Below are 22,989 nucleotides of genomic sequence, written 5' to 3'. Positions count from 1 at the left end.
GGCAGCAACAGCGAACGAACCGCCGCCCTCAACGACTACCTCCACACCTACAACTACCATCGCTGCCACACCGCACTCGAAGGCCAACCCCCGATCACCCGCGTTAACAACGCCGCGAGTCAATACAGCTAGGCCGCGAGGCCGGGAAGCAGCAAGGCCGCCAGGTCCGGAAGCCCCGGGGGTTTCCGGGACCCGGGTCCAGGGTCCAGGCCCCGGGACCGGTCCCGGGGCCCGGCGGCTCGCGCTCCAGCGCCTGGGGCCCGGGGCCGCAGGCCCCGGAAGCCGGGGCGCCGAGGATCAAAGCGCGGAGGCCGAAGCGCAGAGGTCAAGCCTCCGGAATTGACGGCTCGGGCCGACCGCCCGGCGCGGGCGGTCAGTACCACCAGCCCTCCGCACCGACAGGCCGACACGCCGGCCGCGTGGTCAGTGCCACCGGGCCTCCGCACCGGCGGGCCGGCTAGCCAACCACCCAGCCCAGGCCGTCAGTACCACCGGCCCCTTCGGACCGGTAGGCCGGCAGGCCGGCCCGTCAGACCGGCTCGGCGACCGGCCGGTCCTCGTCGGCGTGTGCGTCGGTCGGGCCGTCGCCCGGGCCGCCGCGCAGTGGGACCTCCTCGACGAACAGCGCCAGCGCGAACGCCGCCACCGCGATCAGCCCGCCGACCAGGAAGGCGAGCTGGGTGCCGGAGGCCACCGCGTGCTCGTACACCTCGCGCACCTGGTCGGGCAGCGCGGCCAGGCTCGCTCCGTCCAGCGCCGCCGATCCCAGGTCGGCGCCGCCGCCCGCCGCCCCGCTGGCGGCCATCTCGTCGTTCATCCGGGAGGTGAACAGCGCACCCATGATGGCGACGCCGAACGAGCTGCCCACGGTGCGGAAGAGGGTGGAGGTGGAGGAGGCCACGCCCATGTCCTTCAGCTCCACGCTGTTCTGCGCGACCAGCATCGTGGTCTGCATCAGGAAGCCCATGCCGGCGCCGAGCACCGCCATGAAGAGGCCCGAGGCCAGCCGGCTGGTGCCGGTGTCCATCGTGGAGAGCAGCAGCAGCCCGACCACCATCAGCGCGCCACCGGCGATCGGGAACATCCGGTAGCGGCCGGTCTTCGTGGTGGCGCGGCCGGCGATCATGGACACCGCCATCATCGACAGCAGCATCGGGAGGAGCTGGAGCCCGGAGTTGGTGGCCGAGGCGCCCTGCACGGCCTGCTGGAACAGCGGCAGGTAGAGCGTGGCGCCGAACATCACGAAGCCGACGAGGAAGCCGATCGCCGCCATCAGCGTGAAGTTGCGGCTGTGGAAGATGTGCAGTGGCATTATCGGCTCGGCGACCCTCGTCTGCGACCAGACGAAGGTGACCAGCGAGAGCGCGCCGAGGACGGCGAGGCCGACGATCTGCGCGGAGCCCCAGTCGTACTCGGTGCCGCCCCAGGTGGTGACGAGCACGATCGAGGTGATGCCGACCACGAGCAGCGCGGCGCCGAGGTAGTCGATGCGGTGCGGGGAGCGCCGCTTGGGCAGGTGCAGCACCAGCGCCAGCATGACCAGGACCGCGCCGCCGAGCGGCAGGTTGATGTAGAAGGTCCAGCGCCAGCCGAGGTGGTCGGTGATCAGGCCGCCGAGCGAGGGGCCGCCGATCATCGCCAGCGCCATCACGCCGGCCATCATGCCCTGGTAGCGGCCGCGTTCGCGGGGCGGCACCAGGTCTCCGATGATCGCCATCACGCCGACGAGCAACCCGCCCGCGCCCAGGCCCTGTACGGCCCGGAAGGCGATCAGCTGGACCATGTCCTGGGCGAGTCCGGAGAGCGCCGAGCCGGCGAGGAAGATGACGATGGAGGTCAGGAAGGAGCCCTTCCTGCCGTACATGTCGCCGATCTTGCCCCAGATCGGCGTGGCGGCGGCCGTGGCCAGCGTGTAGGCCGTGACCACCCAGGACAGATGCTCGGTGCCGCCGAGCTCGCCCACGATGGTGGGCATCGCGGTGCCGATGATCATGTTGTCCAGCATCGCGAGCATGATCGCGATCACCAGGGCCAGGACGACCGGCGTCAGGTTGCGCTGCGCCGCCCCCTCGACCTGCCCCTGGTCTTCGGCCCGTTCCTGGGACACGATGACTTCCCCTTCTCCCTTACTTGCCGCCCGGCAAGTTGAGTACCCTGGAGACGGTAGAGCGGCTACTTGCCGGCCGTCAAGTAAGTAATGAGTAAAGTGGGAGCACGAGGATGAGCGGCACGCGCCCTGCACGTCGGTCCGACACCCGACAGCGCATCCAGGAGGTCGCCCTGGAGCTGTTCGCCGAACAGGGCTACGAGAAGACCTCGCTGCGCGAGATCGCCGAGCGTCTCGATGTCACCAAGGCCGCGCTCTACTACCACTTCAAGACCAAGGAAGACATCATCAGCAGCATCTTCGAGGACCTGACCAGGCCCGTCGACGAGCTGGTCAGCTGGGCGCAGGGGCAGCCACCCACGCTGGCGACCAAGCGCGAGGTGCTGCGCCGCTACGGCGCGAACCTGGCCGCCGCGCAGCCGCTCTTCCGCTTCATGCACGAGAACCAGGCCACCCTGCGCGACCTCACCATCCGCGACGCCCTCAAGGAGCGCATGGGCCACCTGCTCGGCCTGCTGGTCCCCGAGGACGCCCCGCTCCCGGCCCGCCTCCGGGCCACCACCGCCTTCATGAGCCTGCACGCCGCGGTCTTCGCCCTCGGCGCCTTCGACGGCCCCGACACCACGCTCGACGAGCGGCTCGCGGCGGCGCTGGAGATCGCCGAGGAACTGATCACCTCGGCCCACACCCTCACGACGGCCTGACCCACCCGCCGCGCGCCGGCGCGCCCCCTCGCGCTGTCCGTAGGATCGGCTCATGAAGCGGGACCCGGTGTCGCTGCGCAGGATCGAGATCGCCGACTGGCGTGACGTGCATGCGTGGGCCCGCCTCCCCGAGACCTGCCGGTTCCAGACCTGGGGGCCCAACACCGAGGAGGAGACACGCGCTTTCGTGCGCGCGGCGGTCGAGGCGTGGACCCGCGTGCCCCAGCGGAGGTTCGCCTTCACAGCGCACCGAGCGGGTGCCGTGGTGGGCATGGGAGAGCTGTGCATCCGCAGCTCCGCGCAACGTCAGGGCGAGATCTCCTACGTCGTACACCCGGAAGCGTGGGGAGCGGGTGTGGGCACGGCGATCGGGACAGCACTTCTCCGGCACGGGTTCGAGGCCTTGAGGCTGCACCGCATCTACGCGACCTGTGATCCGCGGAACGTCGCGTCGTCCCGAGTGCTGAGCAAGCTCGGCATGACAAGGGAAGGGCGGCTCCGCCACACCGCCCTGATCCGGGACGGGTGGCGGGACTCCGACATGTTCAGCGTCCTCGAGGACGAGTGGCCTCACCTCGGGTGATCGAGCGACACCCGGCTCGTCCGTGAGCGCCCACGGCACCCGGCCCCGGCCGTGCCGGCCGGCCCAGGGATGTCACGTGGTCCACACGGCCTGGTTCTTCGAGCACGACCAACCGCGGGGCCTCTCCGCGAGGTGCTTGGTTCTCCCAAGCACCTCGCGGATAACACAGTCACACAGAGCGGCGCGTCCGGTTACTCGGCCCCGACGGCCCGGAGTTCGTCGAACGGCCCTCATCGTCCAGGCCACCGGCTGGACTTCGTTCCTCGCCGCCGTCAAGGCGCGGGGCCTCCGCGCCTGAACGGCGCACCCGCCTGGGTCGGCGGCGCTCCGTGGGCGGGCCGGCTCAGGCGGCGAGGTGCCAGGAGATCGTCGCGTCGTTGGCGACGAGCGCGGCCAGCAGGGTCAGGTCGGCGACGCCGAGGGCCAGGCCGGCGGCCGCGCGGCCGCGCCGCCCCGTGCCGCCGGTCAGCGCCAGCGTCGCGAGCACCAGTGCCAGCGGGCCGAGCACGAGGTTGAACACCAACAGGCCGACGAGGCCGGAGACGAACGACCACAGGGCCATCGAGTCGGTGGTCTCGACGTCCCGCGCCGCCGCCCGGGCGCTCATCGCCGCGCCTCCGCCCCGGCGCGGCGCCGCTCGCGGACCGCCAGCACCACCAGCCAACCGCCGATCACCACCCCCGCGACGAGCGACGCGGTGGGCGGGATGTGCGCGGCGGTGCCCAGCATGACGCCGAAGACCGCCACCGCCACGACGAGGAAGAGCATCGCGCACCCTCCAACCTACTCGCGGTAACCTACCGCTAGTAGGGTACCGCGAGTAGGCTACCGGCGGTAGGGTCACCCGGTGACCAGGGGACAGCGCACGCGTATGCCGCGCGCCGAGCGCGCGGCGCAGATCCTCGCCCTCGCCGAGCAGTTGTTCACCGAGCGCGGCTACGCGCTCGCCACCATGGACGAGTTGGCCGAGCGCGCCGGGGTGTCCAAGCCGGTGATCTACGACCACTTCGCCTCCAAGGAGCGGCTGCTGCTCACCCTCCTGGCCCGCGCCCGCGCCGAACTCCTCGACGCCACCGCCCGGTCGATGGCCGGCCACACCGAGCCGCGCGCGGCGCTGCGCGCCGCGCTGCTCGCGTTCTTCCGCTTCATCGACGACCACCGGGCCAGCTGGTCGGCGCTGAACCGCGAGTCCGCGCTGCTGTCCGGCGAGGCTGGCCGCGAGGTCGAGGCGCTGCGCGCCCAACAGGCCGACGTGATCGCCGACTTCCTGCACGGCAGCGGCCTGTCCGCCGACCCGGCGGCGGCCGCCGCCCACGCCCAGATCGTCATCGGCGCCGGCGAGCGCCTCGCCCTCTGGCAGGAGAGCCACCCGGAGCTGACCGCCGAGGCCGCCGCGGACCGGATGCTGGCCGTGCTCTGGCACGGTCTCGGCACGGCCGCCGGCTCCGGGGCCTGAGCGGCGACCCACGCCACGGCGAGCACGGCCGGCCGCCCCGCGGAGCGTCACCGCACGGCGCGGACCAGCACCAGCGAGCCGTCGTACGTCGGTTGCCGCCGCAGCGCGCCGAACCGCTCGTCCCAGCGCCCGGTTTCGAGGTCGTGCCGCAGCCGCGCCACGTACTCCTCGGCCAGGGCCGGCTCGACGAAGGACCAGGCCGAGCAGGCCTGCCGGGCGCCCGGTTCGAGGAGGCGTTCCGGGCGGCCGTAGTACGCCTCGTTGAAGCCGTCGACGCAGTCCAGCGGGATCGGGACCGGCTCCACCGTGGCCCGCCCGCCGAGGAGTTCGGCGATCCGGCGCGGCGCCGGGTAGCGCCGCGCCTCGGCGTCCAGGACGGCGGGCGCGTACGCGTACAGCCAGAAGTCGCGCACCAGCGCCGGGTCGCAGGTCAGCACGGCCACCGGACCGCGCGTCACCCGCCGCAGCTCCCGCAGCCCGGCCGCCAGGTCGCTCCACTGGTGCACGCTGAAGGTGGTCATCGCGGCGTCGAACGCGCCGTCGGGGAACGGCAGTTCCTCGGCGGTGGCGGCCACGGCCGGCGCGAGGTGCGCGGGCCGCTGGTCCCGCATCGTGCGCGACGGCTCGACGGGCGTGACCCGCCGGTCCGTGGACTCGTAGGAGCCGGTGCCCGCGCCGACGTTGACGACGGTCACGGCGTCGCCGAGGGCCCGCTCGATGGCGGCCGCGATGCGGGGGTCCGGCCGCCGGTAGCCGGCGTAGCCCGTGCCGATCGCCCCGTAGTCCGCGTCCCCCGCGCTGCCGTCCCCTATTTGTTCAGTCATGGAACAAATTTAGCCCCGTCGCGATCGGGGTCGCGACTCCGATCGGCTGCCGGATGAGGGGCGGGATCCCGCGACTCGCCGGTCGGCTCGCCGGGCGCCGGTTCCCGTCCGGCGTGCCAAGGCCGGTCCGGCCCGGCGGGCGCTGCCGGCGCGCCCCCGACCACCGCCGGCTCCGCTCCGACCTGGAGGGCGTGCCGACGCCGGACGACCCGGCCGCCCAGGCCGGAGGCGGCGAGCCCGCCGGCCACCACCAGCACGCCGCCGACCGCGTCCAGCAGGTAGTGGTTGGCGGTGGCCATGATGACGACCGTGGTCAGCAGCGGGTAGGCGAAGCCGGCGACCCGCAGCCAGCGGTACGGGGCGTGCCGCCACAGCATCACCGCGCACCACAGGGACCAGCCCACGTGCAGCGACGGCATGGCCGCGTACGGGTTGGTGATGCCGGTGAGGTGGCCGTAGCGCGGGTCGTCCAGGTCCTGCACGCCGTTGGCCGTGTCGAGGTAGCCGAGGCCCGGCATCAGCCGGGGCGGGGCGAGCGGGTAGAGCCAGAAGCCGACGAGGCCGAGCAGCGTGGTGAACGCGAGCGCCCGGCGGCCGGCCCGGTAGGCGGCGGGGTGCCGGACCAGCAGCCAGCCGAGGATGGTCAGCGGCACCGCGAAGTGGAAGGTGGCGTAGGCGAAGTCCATCGCGTCGGCCAGCCAACCCACGCCCGCCACCGCGTGGTTGAGCCCGTGCTCGACGTCGGCCCGGAGCGCGCGTTCGAGGCCGAGGATCTGGTGGCCGTGCGCCTCGGCCGCCGCCCGGTCGCCCCTGGCCTGGGAACGCACCCAGGAGTAGCAGAAGTAGCCGACGCGGATCAGCAGCAGTTCGAGCAGCAGGTTGGGCCGGCCGGCCTCGCCGGCCCGCACCGGCCGCTCCCACCGTGGCGAGGTGCGCGGCAGGAAGCGGACGAGGCAGGCCGCCGCGAGGGCGGCGAGCAGCGGCACGTTCTCGCCGACCGGGGCCAGCCAGGCCAGCTTCGGCACCAGCGCGCCGCCGTCCAGGACCAGCGCGAGCACCAGCAGCACCGGCCACACCGGGCGGTCGGCGGTGCGCCGCCCGACCCGGCCGGCGAGCGCCGCGACCAGCCACAGCTGACCGAACGCCCAGGGGGCCGGCGTGACGGCGAGCCCGGCGCAGCCCAGCACGGCGGCGGCGAGCAACGGCTGGTCGTCGCGCGCGAAACGGGCCGCGCGGCGCAGCGCGAGGACGCAGACGGCGCCGGCGAGCGGCAGCAGGAGCGCCACCTCGGCCGGCCCGTGCGCCCCGAGGCGGAGCAACGCGCCGTGCAGCGACTGGTTGGCGAGGGCCTCGGCCGCGAGGTCGTCGGGGTCGAAGGCCCAGGGGGCGCCCGCGCCGGCCGCCAGCGAGAGCGCGCCGCCGACGAGGAACGCGGCCCCGGCGGCCCGGGCCGCGCCGCGCCGCCCGGTCAGCCACAGCAGCGCGCCGAACAACAGCAGCGCCGGCTGGCACACGGCGCCGAGGCCGATCAGCACGCCGCCGCGCCGGCCGCCCCAGAGCCAGCCGGCCAGCACCGCCACGACGGGCAGCGGCCCAGGGACGCCGCCGTCCCACGCCTCCCACAGCGGGCGCGCGGCGGCGAGCAGCGACAGCACCGCCGGCGCCACCCACCGCCCGGTGAACGGCAGGGCGCGCGCCACCAGCAGCCCGAAGACGAGGAGCAGGACGAGGGTGCCGACCGACTCGCCGACGGAGTCCGCCCGTTGGTCGGCGGCCAGGGCCGCGACGCGCCAGGCCGTCGCCGCGCCCGCCGCCGCCCACCACAGGCCGGGGACCAGCCGGCCCCGCCACCGCTGCCGTGCGTTGCTGCTCTCGGTCACCCGCCACCCCTGTGCCATGGCCCGCCGGTGTCGGCGGGATGAACAATCCGATGACGGAAAGCTACCGCTTGACTACCCGGCCGCAGGGGCGAACGGCGCACTCCGGCCGGCGAACACCCGCTCGGCGAAGCGCTCGCCGATGCGGCGGTGGGTGGCGGCGTCCGGGTGGAGCCCGTCGGGCAGCGGCAGTTCGGCGAAGTCGGCCGCGCCGTACAGCTCCCGGCCGTCGAGGTGGTGCAGCCGCGGGTCCTCGGCCGCGCGCCGCTCCACGATCCCGGCCAGCTCGTCCCTGATGACGCCGAGCGTCAGCTTCCCCGCGGCGCGCTCGGCGGGGTCGCCGGTGGCCACGAACCGCACCTGGCCGGCGGCGAGCGCGTCGAGGTCGAAGGCGCAGGGGCCCGGGGTCTCCTCGTGGATCGGGCAGTGGATGGGCGAGACGACCAGCAGCGGCGTGTCGGGGTGGCCCTCGCGGATGGTGTCGAGGAAGCCGTGGACGGCGGGGCCGAAGGCGCGCAGCCGCATCAGGTCGGCGTTGACGACGTTGATGCCGATCTTGACGCTGATCAGGTCGGCCGGGGTGTCCCGGATCGCCCGGGCCGTGAAGGGGTCGAGCAGGGCGCCGCCGCCGAAGCCGAGGTTGACCAGCTCCACGCCGCCGCGCGCGGCGGCGATCGCCGGCCAGGTGGTGGTGGGGCTCGCGGCGTCCGAGCCCTGGCTGATGGAGCTGCCGTGGTGCACCCACACGGGCCGCCCGCGCGCCGGTGTCGGCTCCACGGGGGCGTCGGTGCGCAGTGCCACGAGCTCGGTGGTCTCGTTGTGCGGCAGCCAGATCTCGACGTCCTTGACGCGGTCCGGCAGGCCGGCGAAGCGGAGGGTGGCCACCGGCCCCCGCTCTCTCGTGGCGGCCCCGGTGGCCAGGTCGACGGTGAACACGTCCCCGCCGGCGGCGGTGGCCCGCCCGGCCGGCTCGCCGTCGACCAGCAGCTCGTAGACGCCGTCCGGGCGGGGCGGGGCGCCGGGGTAGACCCGCCTGGTGGGCAGCGTGTCCAGCTCGACGGTGGTGGCGCGGGTGGTGAACACCAGCCGCACGCCCGAGGGTTGGGACTCGGCCATCGCGAGCTGGCCGTCGGCGCACCGCGCGCGGGCCCCGGCGGGCAGCCGGTGCGGCAGCAGGCCGCGCCCGGTCCGCTCCAGGTCGAGGGCGCCGCGCAGCAGCTCGGCGGTGATGGGGGTGGTGCGGGTGGCGAGGGGTGCCGTGTCGTTCATATCGATCGTCAGTCGTCCGTGGGTGGGGTGGCGGGCCAGTTCCGCAGGGTGGCGTCGAGGGCGTCCAGGATCCGGGACCAGCTCTCCCCCGGGTCCGGCGCGCTGTGGCTGAAGCCGCCGGCGAGCTCCAGGCTGACGTAGCCGTGGAAGACGCTGCCGAGCATCCGGACGGCGTGCGTCTGCTCCGGCTCGGGCAACCGGTAGCCGCGGAGGATCGCCCGCATCATCCGGGCGTGCCTGGGTCCCGCGCTGGCGGCCGCCTCGGCCGGTTCGAGCCGGAGCCTGGCGGCCGCGTAGCGGCCCGGGTGCTCCCGGGCGTAGTCGCGGTAGACGTTGGCGAACGCCGCCAGCGCGTCCTTGCCCGACCGCCCGGCGAGGGCCTCGGCGGCCCGGTCGGCGAGCTCGTCGAGTGCGAGCAGCGCGATCCTGACCCTGAGGTCCCGGGAGCTCTTGACGTGCGAGTAGAGGCTGGCGACCTTGACGTCGAACCGCCGGGCCAGCGCGGAGACGGTCACCTGGTCGAACCCGACCTCGTCGGCCAGCTCCGCCCCGGCCCGCGCCAGCCGCTCACCGGTGAGCCCTACCCGCGCCATATCGCTCCTCCCCTCAACCTAAATCGATTATGGACTTACCTAAAGACTTTAGGCAAGGGGCCGAAGGGCGGCCGCGGTGACGTTCCGCAGGTACGGCACCAGCGTCGCCGCCGTGGCCACCGCGAACACGGCGAAGGCGGGCCGGGTGCCGACCGCCTCGGCGAGCAGGCCCATCAGGGCCGCGCCGAGCGGCATGGCGCCGAAGCTGAAGAGCCGGGCCGCCGAGTTGTAGCGGCCGAGCAGCTCGTCGGGGACGGCCCGCTGGGCGATGGTGCGGGCGTTGACCGACCAGAGCGTGCCGCCCGCGCCGCCGAGGAAGGCGCCGACCGCCACCGCCCAGACGCTGCCGGTCAGGGCGGGCAGCGCCATCATCGCGGCGGTTCCGACGAGGTCGGCGAACATCGCCCAGCGGACGCCGAGCAGCCGGTTCACCCGGGTCACGACGAGCGCGCCGGCGAGCCCGCCCACGCCGAGGGCGCTGAGCACGACGCCGTACCGCTCAGGCCCGACCCCCATGACCTGCTGGGCGTGGAGCGGCATGAGCGCCAGCCAGCCGCCCCAGCCGGCGGAGAGCACGGCGACGAGCAGCGAGAGCGTGCGCAGCACCCGGTCCCGCCAGAGGAGCCGCAGCCCCTCGACGAGGCGACCGTTGACCGAGCCGGGGCGCGCGCCCCCGGCGGGCACCGCGGCGCGGAAGCGCCCGGCGAGCAGCAGCAGGGAGAGGGCGGCGACGGCGTACGCGAGGCCCGTGGCCCCGAGGGCGAGGCTGGTGCCGGCGGCCAGCAGCAGCCCGCCCACGAAGGGACCGGCGAACTCCTGCCCCACGGTCTCGGCCCCCACCATCCAGGCGTTGGCGCGCTCCCGGCCGGCGGCCGGCACGGCGGCCGGGACCAGCGCGGAGGCGGCGGTGGCGGCCAGCACGTCGGCGACCCCGAGGACCGCCCCGGCGGCCAGCAGCCGGCCGAGCGTGAGGCCGTCGGCGACGGCGGAGGCGGTGAGGGCGCCCATCGCCGCCAGCCGCATCCCGTTGGCGGCCCACAGCAGCAGCCGCCGGTCGAAGCGGTCGACGAGGACGCCGATGTGCAGGGCGAGGAGCAGCCAGGGCAGCGTGAGGGTCAGCGACACGGCGGTGACCTGGGCGGGCGACTCGGTGAGCTGGGCGGCGAGCAGCGGGAGGGCCGTCTTCAGCACGCCGTCGGCGAGGTTGGTCGCGGCGGTGAAGCCGACCAGGACGGCCGTGTTGCGGCGGCGCGGGTCCGGTGGGCCGGCGACCCCCTCGATCCGCGTTCGCCGATCCACCTTCGTGAGCACGACCGCCCCCTAACCGTCTAACGCCTTTATCGGTGAGGAGCACTCTGGCACACCAGGACGCCACCGACAACCAGCAAAACGCTTAGCCGGTAGAGTGGCGACGGGAACCGCAGGAGGTGCACCGCGATGCTGGAGCCGCCGGCCTCGGCCGTACTGGTCGAGGCGTTCGCCAACACCGTCGACGTGGAGGCGGCGAGCGACGAAGTCGCCACCCCGGACGGGCTGGCCGCCTGGCTGCGCGGCCGGGGCCTGCTCGCCCCGGAGGAGGCGGCCGCGGGGATCACGCCCGAGGCGCACGCGGCCTACCTGGCCCTGCGCGCCGGCATCCGCGAGGAGTTGGGCGCCCACGTCGGCGACATCCCGGACCCGGCGCTGCTCGCCGCCGCCGACCGCGCGCTGGCCGAGCACCCGGTGCTCGTCACGGCACGCGGCCGGCTGACGCCCGCGCCCGGGCTGCCACCGGAGCGCGAACCGCTGGTCGCGCTGGCGATCGCCTGGAGCGAGCTGGTGGCCACCGGCGAGGCCGCCCGCCTCAAGCGCTGCGCGGAGCACAGCTGCGGCTGGGCGTTCTGGGACGTCTCGAAGAACCGCAGCCGCCGCTGGTGCTCGATGCGGGTGTGCGGCAACCGCAACAAGTCCCGCAGCTACGCCGCCCGACAGCGCCGCGCGGCCGGCCACGAGGAGCCCGCCGCCGACTGAGGCCCCGGCCCGGCCCGGCCCACGCGCCTCGTCACCGCAGGCCCTCCGCACCGCGAGCGCCCCGGACGGCGAACGCCGCCGCCAGGGCACAGGCGCCGCCGAGCCACAGCACGCCCCCGAGGGAGAGCGCGTCGACGACGAGGCCACCGGCCAGCGCGCCGAGGCCGATCGACAGGTTGAACACCGCCACCCACAGGGCGGAGGCCGCCTCCACGGCCCGGGGCGCGGTCCTGATCATCCAGGTCTGGAGCCCCACCGACACACCGCCGAACGCCAGGCCCCAGGCGACCAGCAGCACGACGCCACCGACCGGCCCCCGGCCGAGCAGCACGTGGAGCGGCATGGCGGCCGCCAGCGCCACGGCGATGACCAGCACGGTCCGGTGCGGGGCGCGCGCCAGCGCGGCACCGGCGACGAAGTTGCCCACCATGCCCGCCAGGCCGAACCCGAAGAGCAGTGGGCCGACGAGCCGTTCGTCGATCCCGGACAGCTCCTGGAGCACCGGGCTCACAAAGGTGTAGGCCGAGAAGTGGCCGGTCACCAGGAGCAGCGTCGCGAGGATGCCGGAGCGGACCCCGGGGTTGCGGAACTGTTCGGCCAGCAGCCGCGGCCGGACGGGCCGGGTGGCGGCCAACGGCGGCAGCACGGCCAGCAGGGCGAGCAGCACGACGAGCGCCAGGGCGCTGAGCGTCACGAAGGCGACCCGCCAGCCGGCGAACTCGCCGACCAGGGTGCCGATCGGGACGCCGAACACGTTCGCCGCCCCGACGCCGCCGAAGACGATCGCGGTGGCCCGCGGCACGTCATCGGGGCTCACCAGCCGGACGGCCAGGCCGCTGGCGATGGCCCAGAATCCGCCGATCGCCACCCCGACCAGCACCCGGGACGCCACCAGCACGGCGAAGTTCGGCGCCAGCGCCGAGGCCACGTTGGCCAGGGTCATGAGGCCCATCAGCCCCAGCAGCAGGAGCCGTCGGTCGAGGCCGCCGACGAGCACCGGGACCAGGGGCGCCGAGACCGCGGCGACCAGGCTGGGCACGGTCACCATCAGTCCGGCCGTCCCCTCGGACACCGAGAGCGCCGACCCCACGGAGGTCAGCAGGCCGATCGGCAGTTGCTCGGCCGTCACCAGCAGGAACGTTCCCAGGGCCACCGCGGTGACCGCCGGCCAGCGGCTCCGCCGTGGCTCCCGCTCGCCAGCCGCCGGGACCGCGGCCTCTTCCGTGCTCGTCACCGATGCCTCCTCGGGCCTCGCCTTTCGGGAGCGATCGCTCCCATACTCGGCGGACCCTAGTATGGGAACGATCGCTCCACAAGTTGGGTAGGGTGACCCCATGGCACGCCCCCGACAGTTCGACGAGCAGGACGTGGTCGCCAGGGCCACCGACCTGTTCTGGCGCCGCGGCTACCACGCCACCTCGGTGCGCGACCTGGGCGAGGAGCTCGAACTCACGCCCAGCAGCATGTACCGGACCTTCAAGGACAAACACACGCTGTTCCTACGCGCGCTCGACCACTACCGGGCCACCGAGTCCACCCAGGCCGAGGAGCGGCTGGGCGCCGGCGACCGCCCGAGCCGGGACGCGCTGCGGGACTGGCTGCTGTGGCTGGTCACCTGCCCCACGGACGACGGGGCGGCCCGGGGCTGCCTCGTGGTCAACACGGCCACCGAGCTCGGCACCACCGACCCCGAGGTCAGCCGGCGGACCGAGGCCGCCTTCGAGGTGACCCGCGCGGCACTGCGCTCACTGCTGCACGAGGGCCGGGACCGGGGCGAACTCCCCGCCACGCTCGACGTCGACGCCGCCGTGGAGCTGCTGTTCACCACGGTGCTCGGCCTCCGGGTCCGGGAGCGCGCCGGCCACGACCTCGACCGTCTGACCACCACCGTCGACACCGCGCTCCGGGCGCTCGGCGCCTGACCGGGCACCGCGCCGGCGCGGTGCGCCCGGAGGGTGAGCCTCAGGCGGGCGTCATGGCGCGGCGGACGCTCTCGCGGAGCAGGGCGCGCCGCCGCTCGTGGAGCTCCGGGGGCTCCTGCGCGGTGGCCGCGTAGACGTTGCTGACCGGCGACCAGGCCATGGACATCGCGATCACCATCGCCATCACGTCGAACGGGTCCCCCTGCCGCACCAGGCCCGCGGCCTGGGCCTCGGCGATGGCGTTCAGCTTGGGGTCGTCGAGCCGGTCGCGGTCGTCCACCAGATGGCCGGCCGGGCGGCGCTCCAGCCGCACCCAGGTGGCCAGCCGGATGAGGTCGGGGCGGCGGAGGTACTCGTCGTAGAGGCGGACGGCCCAGTCCGCGAGGTCGGCGGCGTCGATCGGGACGACGTTCACGATCCGCTCCAGCGAGCCGAAGAAGATCGCGTCGAAGAGCCCCTCCTTGCTGCCGAAGTACGCGTAGAGCTGCGCCTTGTTGGTGCGCGCCGCGGCCACGATCCGCTCGACGCGGGCGCCGGCGATCCCGTGCTCGGCGAACTCCCGGGTCGCCACGTCGATGATGCGCTGGTACGTCGCGGCCCCGCGCGAGGTGACGGGCTGATCGGGCATGCCCCCACGGTAGCGAACAGAACGGTTGGTTTGCCTGCCGGGCCGCGCCCGCCTACGCTGAAACAGACCGAACAGTCTGTCTACAGGAGGCGTCATGCGCAGCACCGTCGGCTGGCAGCTGGAAGGTCCGTCGTCGACACTGCGGCGGACGCCCCTGGAGCGGCGCGACCTGCGCCCCGACGACCTCGCGGTCCGGGTGGACTACTGCGGCGTCTGCCACTCCGACCTGCACGCCATCAGCGCCCGGGGCGACGGCGACGGCGACGGCGGCCGGCCCCTGGTCCCGGGGCACGAGTTCACGGGCGTGGTGACCGAGACCGGACCCGCGGTCACCGGCTTCACCGTCGGGGACCGGGTCGCGGTGGGCAACATCGTCGACTCGTGCGGCGAGTGCGCCATGTGCCGGGCCGGCCAGGAGAACTTCTGCCACGCCTTCCCGACCCTGACCTACGACGGCGTCGACCGGCACGACGGGTCGGTCACGCTGGGCGGCTACTCCCGCGAGTACGTCGTCCGCGACCGCTTCGCGTACCACCTGCCCGCAGGTCTTGATCCGGCCGCCGCCGCTCCCCTGCTCTGCGCCGGGATCACCGTCTGGGAGCCGCTGCGCGCCCTCGGCGCCGGCCCCGGGACCCGCGTCGCGGTGGCGGGCCTCGGCGGCCTCGGCCACCTCGCGGTCAGGTTCGCCGTGGCGCTCGGCGCCGAGACCTGGGTCGTCAGCCGCTCACCCGACAAGGCCGACGACGCCCGCCGGCTCGGCGCCCGCGGGCTCGTCGTCGCCACGGACCCGGAGCAACTGGCCGCCGCCCGCGACCGGTTCGACGTCGTCATCGACACCATCTCCGCCCCGCACGACCTCGGCCCCTACCTGCGCCTGGTCGCCGTGGACGGGACCCTCAGCCACCTCGGGCACCTGGGACCCGTCACCGTGGAGACCATGGACCTGCTCGTGGGACGCAAGAGGCTGAGCTCCGCGGGCAGCGGCGGCCGGCCCGCGACCGCCGCCATGCTGGACTTCTGCGCCGAGCACGGCATCACCGCCGACATCGAGCCGCTCCCCTCGGCGCGGGTGAACGAGGCCCTCGACCGCCTCCGGCGCAACGACGTCCGCTACCGCTTCGTGCTCGACCTGTCCGACCTCGACTGAGCCCGCCTCAGGACGTGACGGCCTCCGCGATCACCCGGGCCGCCTCAGCCGGCGTGAGGTGCGTGGTGTCGACGACCTCGGCCTCGCGGTGCAGCCAGGTGCGGGCCGCCTCGGCGTAGGGCTCGAGGTACTGGAGGCGGAACGGGGAGTCGGGGCCGAGCACGGTGTCGCCCGCGATGCGCGCGCGGAGGGTGTCCTGGTCGGCATGGAGGACGAAGTGCCGGACCGGGATGGCGTGCCGGGCGAGTCCCGCGCTGATCTCGCGCCAGTACTCCTCGACCAGGACGGTCATGGGCATCACCAGGGTGCCGCCGGTGTAGTCCAGGACGTGGCGGGCAGTCTCCACCACGAGTGGCCGCCACGGCGGCCAGTGCTGGAAGTTGTCCGTCGTGGACAGCCCCGGCGTGATGTCCATGAGCGTCTCGCCGACCTTCTCGGCGTTGAACACCCGGGAGTCCGGGAGCAGCCGCTGCACGAGCGCGCTGGTCGTCGTCTTGCCCGCGCCATGGGTGCCGTTGAGCCATACGATCACCGACCCGACGCTAGGCCCTGTCCGGGCGATCTTCTTCGGGCCCGCGCCGCCAGCTACGGCACCTCGCTGCGTTACCGAATCGCGCGAATACGGCCAAGTATGAGCTGCGATCCGGCGCCTTGCGATGCACCGCATCTGACGACGCGGGCTGATCCTCGAAGATCGCCCGGACAGGACCTAGCCGATTACTGCCGCAAGCAGGGCGCTTGCAATAGTTAGCAGAGTGCGGCACGCTGGGCGACATGGCTTCACTCGGCGTCGGCAATCTCGGCGAGTTCCTGCGGGAGCAGCGCCGCCAGGCGCGGCTGTCGCTGCGGCAGCTGGCCGACGCGGCCGGGGTGTCCAACCCGTACCTGAGCCAGATCGAGCGCGGGCTGCGCAAGCCGAGCGCCGAGATCCTGCAGCAGATCGCCAAGGGGCTGCGGATCTCCGCCGAGACGCTGTACGTCCAGGCCGGCATTCTCGACGAGCGCGCCGAGGCCGGCGCGGACGGCGAGCGGGCCGCCACCGTCGGCGGCGTGCCGGACGCGGTGCGGGCCGACCCGCACCTCACCGAGCAGCAGAAGCAGGCGCTGCTCCAGATCTACGACTCGTTCCGCCGGGAGCACCAGCAGGAACACACGCACCACAGGGAGAACCCTCGATGACCATCACGGACGACCTCCGGAAGACCCTGACCGAGTCCACCCCCGTCTACGTGGCCGCCGGCACCGCCGACCTCGCCGCGCAGAAGCTGCGCGAGCTGCCGGCCACCTTCGAGCGGCTGCGCGAGCAGGCGCCCGAGCGACTGCCGAAGCTGCGCGAGCAGGCCCAGCAGGTGGCCATGCAGGGCGTCGGCCTCGCCCTCGAGTACGCCGTGAAGGCCCGCGAGACGTACGACGGCCTCGCCGAGCGCGGCCGCTCCGTCGTCGAGCGGCGCCGCGCCGAGTCCGGCGAGGAGCCGGTGGTGGTCGTGGAGCGGGCGGCCGCCGCCGAGGCCGAGCCGGTGCGCGAGCCGGAGCCGGCCGCCGCCGAGGCCGAGGCCGCCGCCCAGGACGAGGCGCCGAAGCCGCGCAAGAGCACGGCGCGCAAGACGACCGCGAAGAAGACGCCGCCGCGCTCCTGATCCCCGCTCCCCCCGCCCGGTCCCGACAGGTGAACGCGACCATTACCGGGCGGGGGGTCGGGCCAGTACCGTGGATGTGACCCTCGCGTTGACCAATTGGTGGTGGACAGCATGCTCCTGTCAGGCTTCAGCTCACTGATCAGCTTCGTCTTCCTCGGGCTGCTGCTGCTCAGCATCTTCGCGCTGGTGCACGCCGCGCTGCAGCGGGAGGACGCCTACCGGGCGGCGGACAAGCAGACCAAGCCGTTCTGGCTGATCATCCTCGGCATCACCGTCGCCGTGCAGCTGGTCCTCCCCATGATGCTGCTGGTCCTCGCCGGCACCGTGGCCACCATCGTCTACCTCGTGGACGTGCGCCCGGCGCTCCAGGCGGTCACCGGCCGCGGCCGGGGCAACAGCGGCGGCGGCTGGAGCAGCAGCGACGGGCCCTACGGCCCGTACAACGGCAACCGGTGACAGACCACCCCGCACCCCCACACATGGCCCTGGCCTGATTCTGCCTCTAGCATCACCGGGGACACCCGCCGATGAACGTCAGAGGAACCCCAGTGCGATTTCGCCTGACCCCCAGGGAGACCAGTTTCTACGAACTGTTCGCCACGGCCGCCGACAACGTGCTCAGCGGCTCGAAGCTGCTCATGGAGCTGCTGGGGTCCGACGCCGCTACGCGCGTGGAGATCGCCGAGCGGATGCGTGCCGCCGAGCACGCCGGCGACGACGCGACGCACGCCATCTTCCACCGGCTGAACTCGTCGTTCATCACACCCTTCGACCGGGAGGACATCTACCGGCTCGCCTCCACCCTGGACGACATCATGGACTTCATGGAGGAGGCCGTCGACCTGGTCGTCCTCTACGAGATCGACGAGCTGCCCAAGGGTGTCGACCAGCAGATCGAGGTGCTCTGCCGGGCCGCCGAGCTCACCGCCGAGGCGATGCCGAGGCTGCGCACCATGGAGCAGCTCAGCGAGTACTGGATCGAGGTCAACCGCCTCGAGAACCAGGCCGACCGGATCCACCGCAAGCTGCTCGCCCACCTCTTCAACGGCACGTACGAGGCCATAGAGGTGATGAAGCTCAAGCAGGTCGTGGACGTGCTCGAAGAGGCGGCCGACGCCTTCGAGACCGTCGCCAACACGGTGGAGACCATCGTGGTCAAGGAGTCCTGAACCCACCGTGGACACCCTCGGCCTGATAGTCGTCATCGCCACCGCGCTGTTCTTCACCTACACCAACGGCTTCCACGACTCGGCGAACGCCATCGCCACCTCCATCTCGACCCGGGCCCTGACCCCCCGGGTGGCGCTCGGCATGGCCGCCCTGATGAACCTGGCCGGCGCCTTCCTCGGCAGCGGCGTGGCCAAGACCGTCAGCGAGGGCATCATCGAGACGCCCAGCGGCGACGACGGGATGGCCATCCTCTTCGCCGCACTGCTCGGGGCGATCGTGTGGAACATGATCACCTGGTACTTCGGGCTCCCGTCGTCCTCCTCGAACGCGCTGTTCGGCGGCATGATCGGCGCCGCGCTCGCCGCCGCGTCCGCCGTGCACTGGGACGGGGTGCTCACCAAGATCGTCATCCCGATGTTCGTCTCGCCGCTGATCGGCCTCGTGCTCGGCTACCTGGTGATGGTCGGCATCCTGTGGCTGTTCCGCCGGGCCAACCCACGCCGGGCGCAGCGCGGCTTCCGCATGGCGCAGACGGTCTCGGCGGCCGGCATGGCCCTCGGCCACGGCCTGCAGGACGCGCAGAAGACGATGGGCGTGGTGGTCCTCGCGCTGGTGATCGCGGACGTGCAGGACGAGTCGGACGCCATCCCGGTGTGGGTGAAGCTGGCCTGCGCCGGCATGCTGTCGCTCGGCACGTACGCCGGCGGCTGGCGGATCATGCGCACCCTCGGCCGGGGCATCATCGAACTCGACCCACCGCGCGGCTTCGCCGCCGAGACGACGGCGGCCTCCGTGCTCTACTCGGCCTCCTACATCTTCAACGCGCCGATCTCGACGACCCACGTCATCACCTCGGCGATCATGGGCGTGGGCGCCACCCGCCGGGTCAGCGCCGTCCGGTGGCGGGTGGCGCAGAACATCGTGGCCGGCTGGTTCATCACCATGCCGGCCGCCGCCGCGGTGGCCGCGGTGACGTACTGGCTGACCGCCCTCCTCCGCTAGCCCCCTGGCGGGGGTATGGCCCCGAAGGCACCTCCGCCCCGACGAGACACCGGCCGGGTGAGGGCCGCGGGTCCGGGCCGGCCACCACCCACGACCCGGCGCCGCCGCGGGCCCGGGCCGCCCGGACCAGCTGCCCCAGCCCGGCCAGCCGCCCCAGGCTGGCGCCACCAGGCAGCCGGCCGGCCGCAGGACCGGCGCCGCCACGCGCCCGGCCCGGCCCGCAAGCGCGGCACCCGCACAGCGGAACCACCGGATCCACCACGCCCAGCCGCCGGTGCCGCCAGGCGCCCGGCCGGCCGCAGGACCGGCGGTCCGCCACCGCAGGCCCGGGCCATCCGGACCAGCATCCGGCCGGCCCGCGACCCGGCGGTCCACCCCCGTACAGGCGACCCACCGCAGCCGGCCGCCCTGGGCCAGCACACCCGGCAGCCGGCCCGCCCGGTACAGGCGAGCCACCGGCCTTCGCCACGGCCGGCCACCCACCGCACAGCCAAGCAACGGCACCGGCCAGGGCCGGCCGATAGTCTCAACCACCGGCCAAGCAACCCGCACACGGCTCGGTCGCCGGCAGGCAACCCGCACACGGAAAACTCGCGAACTCTCCACCCTTTCCGACGCAGCGTGGTCACCCCCTCAGCGCCTCTTATCACTTGGGGTCACTTTCGACCCCGAACTCGCCTACTGAGGGGGCAAGTTGAGAAAGCGCACACAGCGCTCGCGCGCGACGGTGGTCGTGGCGTGCGCGGCGGTCGTCGCGACCCTGACCGGGGGGTTAGCCACCGCGGCCGACGGGCCGGCCGGTGACACGTTCGGCCGCGCCGAACAAGGTCAGGGCCGCGGGCCGATCGCACTGATCACGGGTGACCAGGTCGTGCTCGGCGCCGACGGCGCCGTCACCGGTCTGATCCGCGCCGAGGGCCGGGAGGACGTCCCGGTCCGGGTGATGGAGATCGACGGCGCCACCCATGTCATACCGGCCGACGTCCAGCAGTTGATAGCCGACGGGACACTGGACCGTCGGCTTTTCAACGTCACGGAGCTGAGCCGGGAGCAGTACCGGCAGCGGGACGGGCTCGGCGTGATCGTCACCTACGCGGGCGAGCGGCAGGCGGACCTGCTCAGCGCCCAGGACGAGGCGGCCACCACGCTGGAGGCCGTCAACGGCGAGGCGCTGGTCGTCGCCGAGAACGAGCTCGCCGGGCTGTGGAACGAGCTGACCACGCCGGCCGAAGGCGAGGTGACGCTGGCGGCCGCGCCCGAGATCGAGTCCATCGCGCTGGACGGCCTGGTCCAGGCGTCGCTCGACACCAGCGTCCCGCAGATCGGCGCGCCGGACGCCTGGGAGGCCGGCTACGACGGTGAGGGCGTCACCATCGCCGTCCTGGACACCGGCATCTCCGACGACCACGAGGACGTCACCCCGCAGGTCGTCGCCGAGCAGAACTTCTCCGAGTCGGCCGACACCGAGGACCACTTCGGGCACGGCACGCACGTCGCCTCGATCGCCGCCGGCACCGGCGCCCACTCCGGCGGCACCTACACCGGCGTCGCGCCCGGCGCGCGGCTGCTCGACGGCAAGGTGCTCGACGACAGCGGCTCCGGCTGGGACTCCGGGATCATCGCCGGCATGGAGTGGGCCGTCGAGCAGGGCGCCGACATCGTCAACATGTCCCTCGGCGGCTGGGCCACCGAGGAGGTGGACCCGCTGGAGGAGGCGGTCGACGCCCTCTCCGCGCAGTCGGACACGCTGTTCGTGATCGCGGCCGGCAACGACGGCCCGTCCGAGAACTCCATCGGCACCCCGGGCACCGCCGAGTCGGCCCTGACGGTGGGCGCGGTCGACAAGCAGGACCAGCTCGCCGACTTCTCCTCGGTGGGCGGCCGGCTGCGGGACGCCGCCGTCAAGCCCGACCTGACCGGTCCCGGGGTGGACATCGGCGCGGCGGCCGCCCCGGGCAGCGTCATCGCCCAGGAGGGCACGCCGGTCGCCGACGGCTATGTGGCGATCTCCGGCACATCCATGGCAACGCCGCACGTCGCGGGCGCGGCCGCGATCCTCGCCCAGGCGCACCCGGACTGGACCGGCGAGCAGCTCAAGGCCGCGCTCACCGCCTCCACCCAGCGTGCCGACGGCTACTCCCCGCTCCAGCAGGGCACCGGGCGCGTCGACGTGCCGGCCGCCCTGGCGCAGAGCGTCGTCGCGGAGACCCCGTCGTTGACGTTCGGCGTGGTGCCGTTCCCGCATGATGACGCCGAGCCGATCACCCGCGAGCTGACCTACCGCAACCTCGGCGACGCGGACGTCACCCTCGACCTGACCGCCGAGGGTCTGGCCCCCGACGGCAGCCCGGCCCCCGAGGGCGTCTTCACCCTCGGCGCCGACCAGGTCACCGTCCCGGCCGGCGCCACCGCCACCGTGCCGGTCACCGCGAGCACCGCGGCGGGCGACCAGTTCGGCACCTACTCGCTGTGGGTCACGGCCACCGGCGGCGACCAGACCGTGCGCACCTCGGGCTCCGTCCTCCGCGAGGAGGAGAAGTTCGACCTGACCATCGAGGTCAGCGACCGCTCCGGCCAGCCGGCCGAGGCGTGGGAGACCTACGTCCAGGGCCTGGACGACTTCTCCGAGGGCGCCTACCTCGTCCCCGGTGAGGAGGGCTCGGCCTCGACGCGGCTGCCCGCGGGCCGCTACCAGCTGGACACCACCGTCTACTACTTCGAGCCCGACTCGGGCGAGCTGACGGCCGCCGACTGGCTGGTGCAGCCGTCGCTCGAGCTGACCGAGGACACCACCCTCACCGTCGACGCGGCGGACGCCCGCCGCATCTCGCTGACCGGCCCGGACTACTCGGCCGAGGAGGTCGGCGTCGGCGCCAGCTTCGACCTGCTCACCGAGGACGCCGGCTTCGGCGTCGGGATGGGCTTCGGCGGTCTGTCGGGCGGCCTGCACACCGCGCAGGTCGGGGACGTGCCGGACGACTGGGAGCTCTCTTCGAGCGCCAGCTCGGACCTGGTGAACGACGACCGCGAGTACCACCTGCTGGACACCAGGGAGGGCTCCTTCTACACCGGCCTGCGCAAGCGGGTCAGCGCCTACGAGCTCGCCCGGATCACCACCCGCCAGGGCGCCTCGCTGCCCGACCGTGAGGGTGTCCTGGTCACCTCGTCCGACGCCGGTGGCGCCGGCAGCGCCATCTCACGGTCGATCCCGACCACCACCGAGGTGTACGTGCAGGCGGCGGCCGGCGCCTGGTTCCAGGAGTTCATCCAGTTCGACGCGGAGGGCAACCTCGAGACGGACCACTGGAGCGACTTCGAGACCTACGAGCCGGGCGAGAGCTACGAGACGACGTTCAACGTGGGCGTCTTCGGTCCCGCGATCAACGAGGGCCAGGGCCTGTTCCTCTGGGGCAGCACGCTGCTCGGCATCGTCAACCCGTTCGCCGACGGCGCCAGCCACACCGGCGACAGCGTCTTCGACTCCGCCTCCACCACGCTCTACCGGAACGGCGAGGAGTACGCCACCGAGGACGGCAACTACGTGGACTGGGTGAGCTTCGAGCTGCCGCCGGGCGAGGCCGAGTACGAGCTGGTCACCACCGCCAGCCGGAGCGAGACCGGGGGCAACGTGAGCACGGAGGTCACCGCCTCCTACACGTTCACCGCGGCGCCCGGCGGCGAGGAGGACATCATCGACGTTCCGGCCACCGCCGTCCGCTACACCCCGGAGCTGGCGCTGGACAGCACCGGCCCCGCCGGTGAGACCGTCCAGGTGCCGGTCGCTCTGCAGGGCAGCGCCGCGGACGGCAACCTGGAGTCGCTGACCGTCTCCGTCTCCTACGACGGCGGCGAGACCTGGACCGAGACCCCGGTCGAGGACGGCACGCTGACCGTCACCAACCCCGAGGCCGGCGGCACTGTCTCCTTCCACGCCGTCGCCGTCGACGCCCAGGGCAACACCACCACCCAGACCATCATCGACGCCTACCGCACGACGTAACGGCTCCGCCGGTTCGGCGACTGACTGCGGACGGCGGTGGGCACCGACCCACCAGCCGGG

The 22,989-nt window shown here is 73.5% G+C and carries 23 protein-coding genes and 1 pseudogene; 13 read left to right on the top strand and 11 right to left on the bottom strand.

The features are described from left to right. Nucleotides 1-132: pseudogene (locus tag RNC47_RS22670) on the top strand (IS481 family transposase); the annotation flags it as partial. 397 nt (nucleotides 133-529) lie between these two features. Here RNC47_RS22670 and RNC47_RS22665 read toward each other — a convergent pair. Next, the gene (locus RNC47_RS22665) at nucleotides 530-2,107 is read right to left on the bottom strand and encodes an MDR family MFS transporter (protein ID WP_311601347.1); all 1,578 of its coding nucleotides are present in this window, start codon (nucleotides 2,105-2,107) and stop codon (nucleotides 530-532) included. A 113-nt stretch (nucleotides 2,108-2,220) separates the two neighbouring features. Here RNC47_RS22665 and RNC47_RS22660 point away from each other — a divergent pair, with 113 nt between their 5' ends. Together RNC47_RS22660 and RNC47_RS22655 are read left to right on the top strand one after the other, a co-directional pair. Beyond that, on the top strand, nucleotides 2,221-2,811 hold the full coding sequence (locus RNC47_RS22660) for a TetR/AcrR family transcriptional regulator (protein WP_311601345.1): 591 nt from the start codon (nucleotides 2,221-2,223) through the stop codon (nucleotides 2,809-2,811). Nucleotides 2,812-2,863: 52 nt separating this feature from the next. Beyond that, nucleotides 2,864-3,394, top strand: a complete 531-nt coding sequence (locus RNC47_RS22655) for a GNAT family N-acetyltransferase (protein WP_311601344.1) — start codon at nucleotides 2,864-2,866, stop codon at nucleotides 3,392-3,394. Nucleotides 3,395-3,737: 343 nt separating this feature from the next. Here RNC47_RS22655 and RNC47_RS22650 read toward each other — a convergent pair whose 3' ends face one another. Further along, nucleotides 3,738-4,001, bottom strand: a complete 264-nt coding sequence (locus RNC47_RS22650) for a DUF4190 domain-containing protein (protein WP_311601343.1) — start codon at nucleotides 3,999-4,001, stop codon at nucleotides 3,738-3,740. Beyond that, complete coding sequence (locus tag RNC47_RS22645; protein ID WP_311601342.1) at nucleotides 3,998-4,162, bottom strand: hypothetical protein; 165 nt, start codon at nucleotides 4,160-4,162, stop codon at nucleotides 3,998-4,000. The genes RNC47_RS22650 and RNC47_RS22645 overlap by 4 nt, the downstream gene beginning before the upstream one ends. A gap of 79 nt (nucleotides 4,163-4,241) precedes the next feature. On the opposite strand from RNC47_RS22645, the gene RNC47_RS22640 reads away from it, so the two are divergent. Further along, nucleotides 4,242-4,850, top strand: coding sequence for a TetR/AcrR family transcriptional regulator (locus RNC47_RS22640; protein WP_311601341.1), 609 nt, complete (start codon nucleotides 4,242-4,244; stop codon nucleotides 4,848-4,850). A gap of 47 nt (nucleotides 4,851-4,897) precedes the next feature. Here the strand turns inward: RNC47_RS22640 and RNC47_RS22635 are convergent, their stop codons facing one another. The 5 genes from RNC47_RS22635 to RNC47_RS22615 form a co-directional block, all read right to left on the bottom strand. Next, nucleotides 4,898-5,674, bottom strand: a complete 777-nt coding sequence (locus RNC47_RS22635; protein WP_311601340.1) for a class I SAM-dependent methyltransferase — start codon at nucleotides 5,672-5,674, stop codon at nucleotides 4,898-4,900. Next, nucleotides 5,671-7,554: a phosphatase PAP2 family protein gene (locus RNC47_RS22630; protein ID WP_311601339.1), complete on the bottom strand. Its 1,884-nt coding sequence runs from the start codon at nucleotides 7,552-7,554 to the stop codon at nucleotides 5,671-5,673. Before RNC47_RS22630 ends, RNC47_RS22635 begins: the two co-directional genes overlap by 4 nt. Before the next feature lie 72 nt (nucleotides 7,555-7,626). Further along, on the bottom strand, nucleotides 7,627-8,820 hold the full coding sequence (locus tag RNC47_RS22625) for a GDSL-type esterase/lipase family protein (RefSeq protein ID WP_311601338.1): 1,194 nt from the start codon (nucleotides 8,818-8,820) through the stop codon (nucleotides 7,627-7,629). 8 nt (nucleotides 8,821-8,828) lie between these two features. After that, the gene (locus RNC47_RS22620; protein WP_311601337.1) at nucleotides 8,829-9,413 is read right to left on the bottom strand and encodes a TetR/AcrR family transcriptional regulator; all 585 of its coding nucleotides are present in this window, start codon (nucleotides 9,411-9,413) and stop codon (nucleotides 8,829-8,831) included. Nucleotides 9,414-9,461: 48 nt separating this feature from the next. Beyond that, the gene (locus tag RNC47_RS22615) at nucleotides 9,462-10,712 is read right to left on the bottom strand and encodes an MFS transporter (RefSeq protein ID WP_311601336.1); all 1,251 of its coding nucleotides are present in this window, start codon (nucleotides 10,710-10,712) and stop codon (nucleotides 9,462-9,464) included. A gap of 138 nt (nucleotides 10,713-10,850) precedes the next feature. Here RNC47_RS22615 and RNC47_RS22610 point away from each other — a divergent pair, with 138 nt between their 5' ends. Then, nucleotides 10,851-11,423, top strand: a complete 573-nt coding sequence (locus tag RNC47_RS22610) for a CGNR zinc finger domain-containing protein (protein ID WP_311601335.1) — start codon at nucleotides 10,851-10,853, stop codon at nucleotides 11,421-11,423. Nucleotides 11,424-11,454: 31 nt separating this feature from the next. On the opposite strand, the gene RNC47_RS22605 is transcribed toward RNC47_RS22610, so the two are convergent. Beyond that, complete coding sequence (locus RNC47_RS22605) at nucleotides 11,455-12,657, bottom strand: MFS transporter (RefSeq protein ID WP_311601334.1); 1,203 nt, start codon at nucleotides 12,655-12,657, stop codon at nucleotides 11,455-11,457. Nucleotides 12,658-12,757: 100 nt separating this feature from the next. On the opposite strand from RNC47_RS22605, the gene RNC47_RS22600 reads away from it, so the two are divergent. After that, nucleotides 12,758-13,345, top strand: a complete 588-nt coding sequence (locus RNC47_RS22600) for a TetR/AcrR family transcriptional regulator (RefSeq protein ID WP_311601333.1) — start codon at nucleotides 12,758-12,760, stop codon at nucleotides 13,343-13,345. Between the two features lie 40 nt (nucleotides 13,346-13,385). Here RNC47_RS22600 and RNC47_RS22595 read toward each other — a convergent pair whose 3' ends face one another. Beyond that, nucleotides 13,386-13,973, bottom strand: coding sequence for a TetR family transcriptional regulator (locus tag RNC47_RS22595; protein WP_311601332.1), 588 nt, complete (start codon nucleotides 13,971-13,973; stop codon nucleotides 13,386-13,388). 94 nt (nucleotides 13,974-14,067) lie between these two features. Between RNC47_RS22595 and RNC47_RS22590 the strand changes: the two genes are divergently transcribed. After that, nucleotides 14,068-15,120: an NAD(P)-dependent alcohol dehydrogenase gene (locus RNC47_RS22590; protein ID WP_311601331.1), complete on the top strand. Its 1,053-nt coding sequence runs from the start codon at nucleotides 14,068-14,070 to the stop codon at nucleotides 15,118-15,120. A gap of 7 nt (nucleotides 15,121-15,127) precedes the next feature. On the opposite strand, the gene RNC47_RS22585 is transcribed toward RNC47_RS22590, so the two are convergent. Continuing rightward, nucleotides 15,128-15,652, bottom strand: coding sequence for an AAA family ATPase (locus RNC47_RS22585; RefSeq protein ID WP_311601330.1), 525 nt, complete (start codon nucleotides 15,650-15,652; stop codon nucleotides 15,128-15,130). A 242-nt stretch (nucleotides 15,653-15,894) separates the two neighbouring features. Here RNC47_RS22585 and RNC47_RS22580 point away from each other — a divergent pair, with 242 nt between their 5' ends. The 6 genes from RNC47_RS22580 (at nucleotide 15,895) to RNC47_RS22555 (ending at nucleotide 22,929) form a co-directional block, all read left to right on the top strand. Then, on the top strand, nucleotides 15,895-16,299 hold the full coding sequence (locus tag RNC47_RS22580) for a helix-turn-helix domain-containing protein (protein ID WP_311601328.1): 405 nt from the start codon (nucleotides 15,895-15,897) through the stop codon (nucleotides 16,297-16,299). Then, nucleotides 16,296-16,757 (top strand): hypothetical protein, encoded by a 462-nt coding sequence (locus tag RNC47_RS22575; RefSeq protein WP_311601327.1) that lies wholly within the window; start codon nucleotides 16,296-16,298, stop codon nucleotides 16,755-16,757. The genes RNC47_RS22580 and RNC47_RS22575 overlap by 4 nt, the downstream gene beginning before the upstream one ends. Before the next feature lie 111 nt (nucleotides 16,758-16,868). After that, nucleotides 16,869-17,213, top strand: coding sequence for a DUF2516 family protein (locus tag RNC47_RS22570; protein ID WP_311601326.1), 345 nt, complete (start codon nucleotides 16,869-16,871; stop codon nucleotides 17,211-17,213). Between the two features lie 92 nt (nucleotides 17,214-17,305). Continuing rightward, a complete protein-coding gene (locus tag RNC47_RS22565) occupies nucleotides 17,306-17,926 on the top strand; it encodes a DUF47 domain-containing protein (protein ID WP_311601325.1) in 621 nt (206 codons plus the stop codon). Between the two features lie 7 nt (nucleotides 17,927-17,933). Further along, complete coding sequence (locus RNC47_RS22560) at nucleotides 17,934-18,929, top strand: inorganic phosphate transporter (protein WP_311601324.1); 996 nt, start codon at nucleotides 17,934-17,936, stop codon at nucleotides 18,927-18,929. 694 nt (nucleotides 18,930-19,623) lie between these two features. Next, entirely contained in the window at nucleotides 19,624-22,929 is a 3,306-nt protein-coding gene (locus tag RNC47_RS22555) for a S8 family peptidase (protein ID WP_311601323.1), read from the top strand. The last annotated feature ends 60 nt before the right edge of the window (nucleotides 22,930-22,989 follow it).

The organism is Streptomyces millisiae (genome assembly GCF_031845425.1).
GTDB lineage: Bacteria > Actinomycetota > Actinomycetes > Streptomycetales > Streptomycetaceae > Streptomyces > Streptomyces millisiae.
The sequence above is the reverse complement of the archived record's forward strand: the minus strand, read 5'-3'. Positions and strand labels throughout refer to the sequence as shown.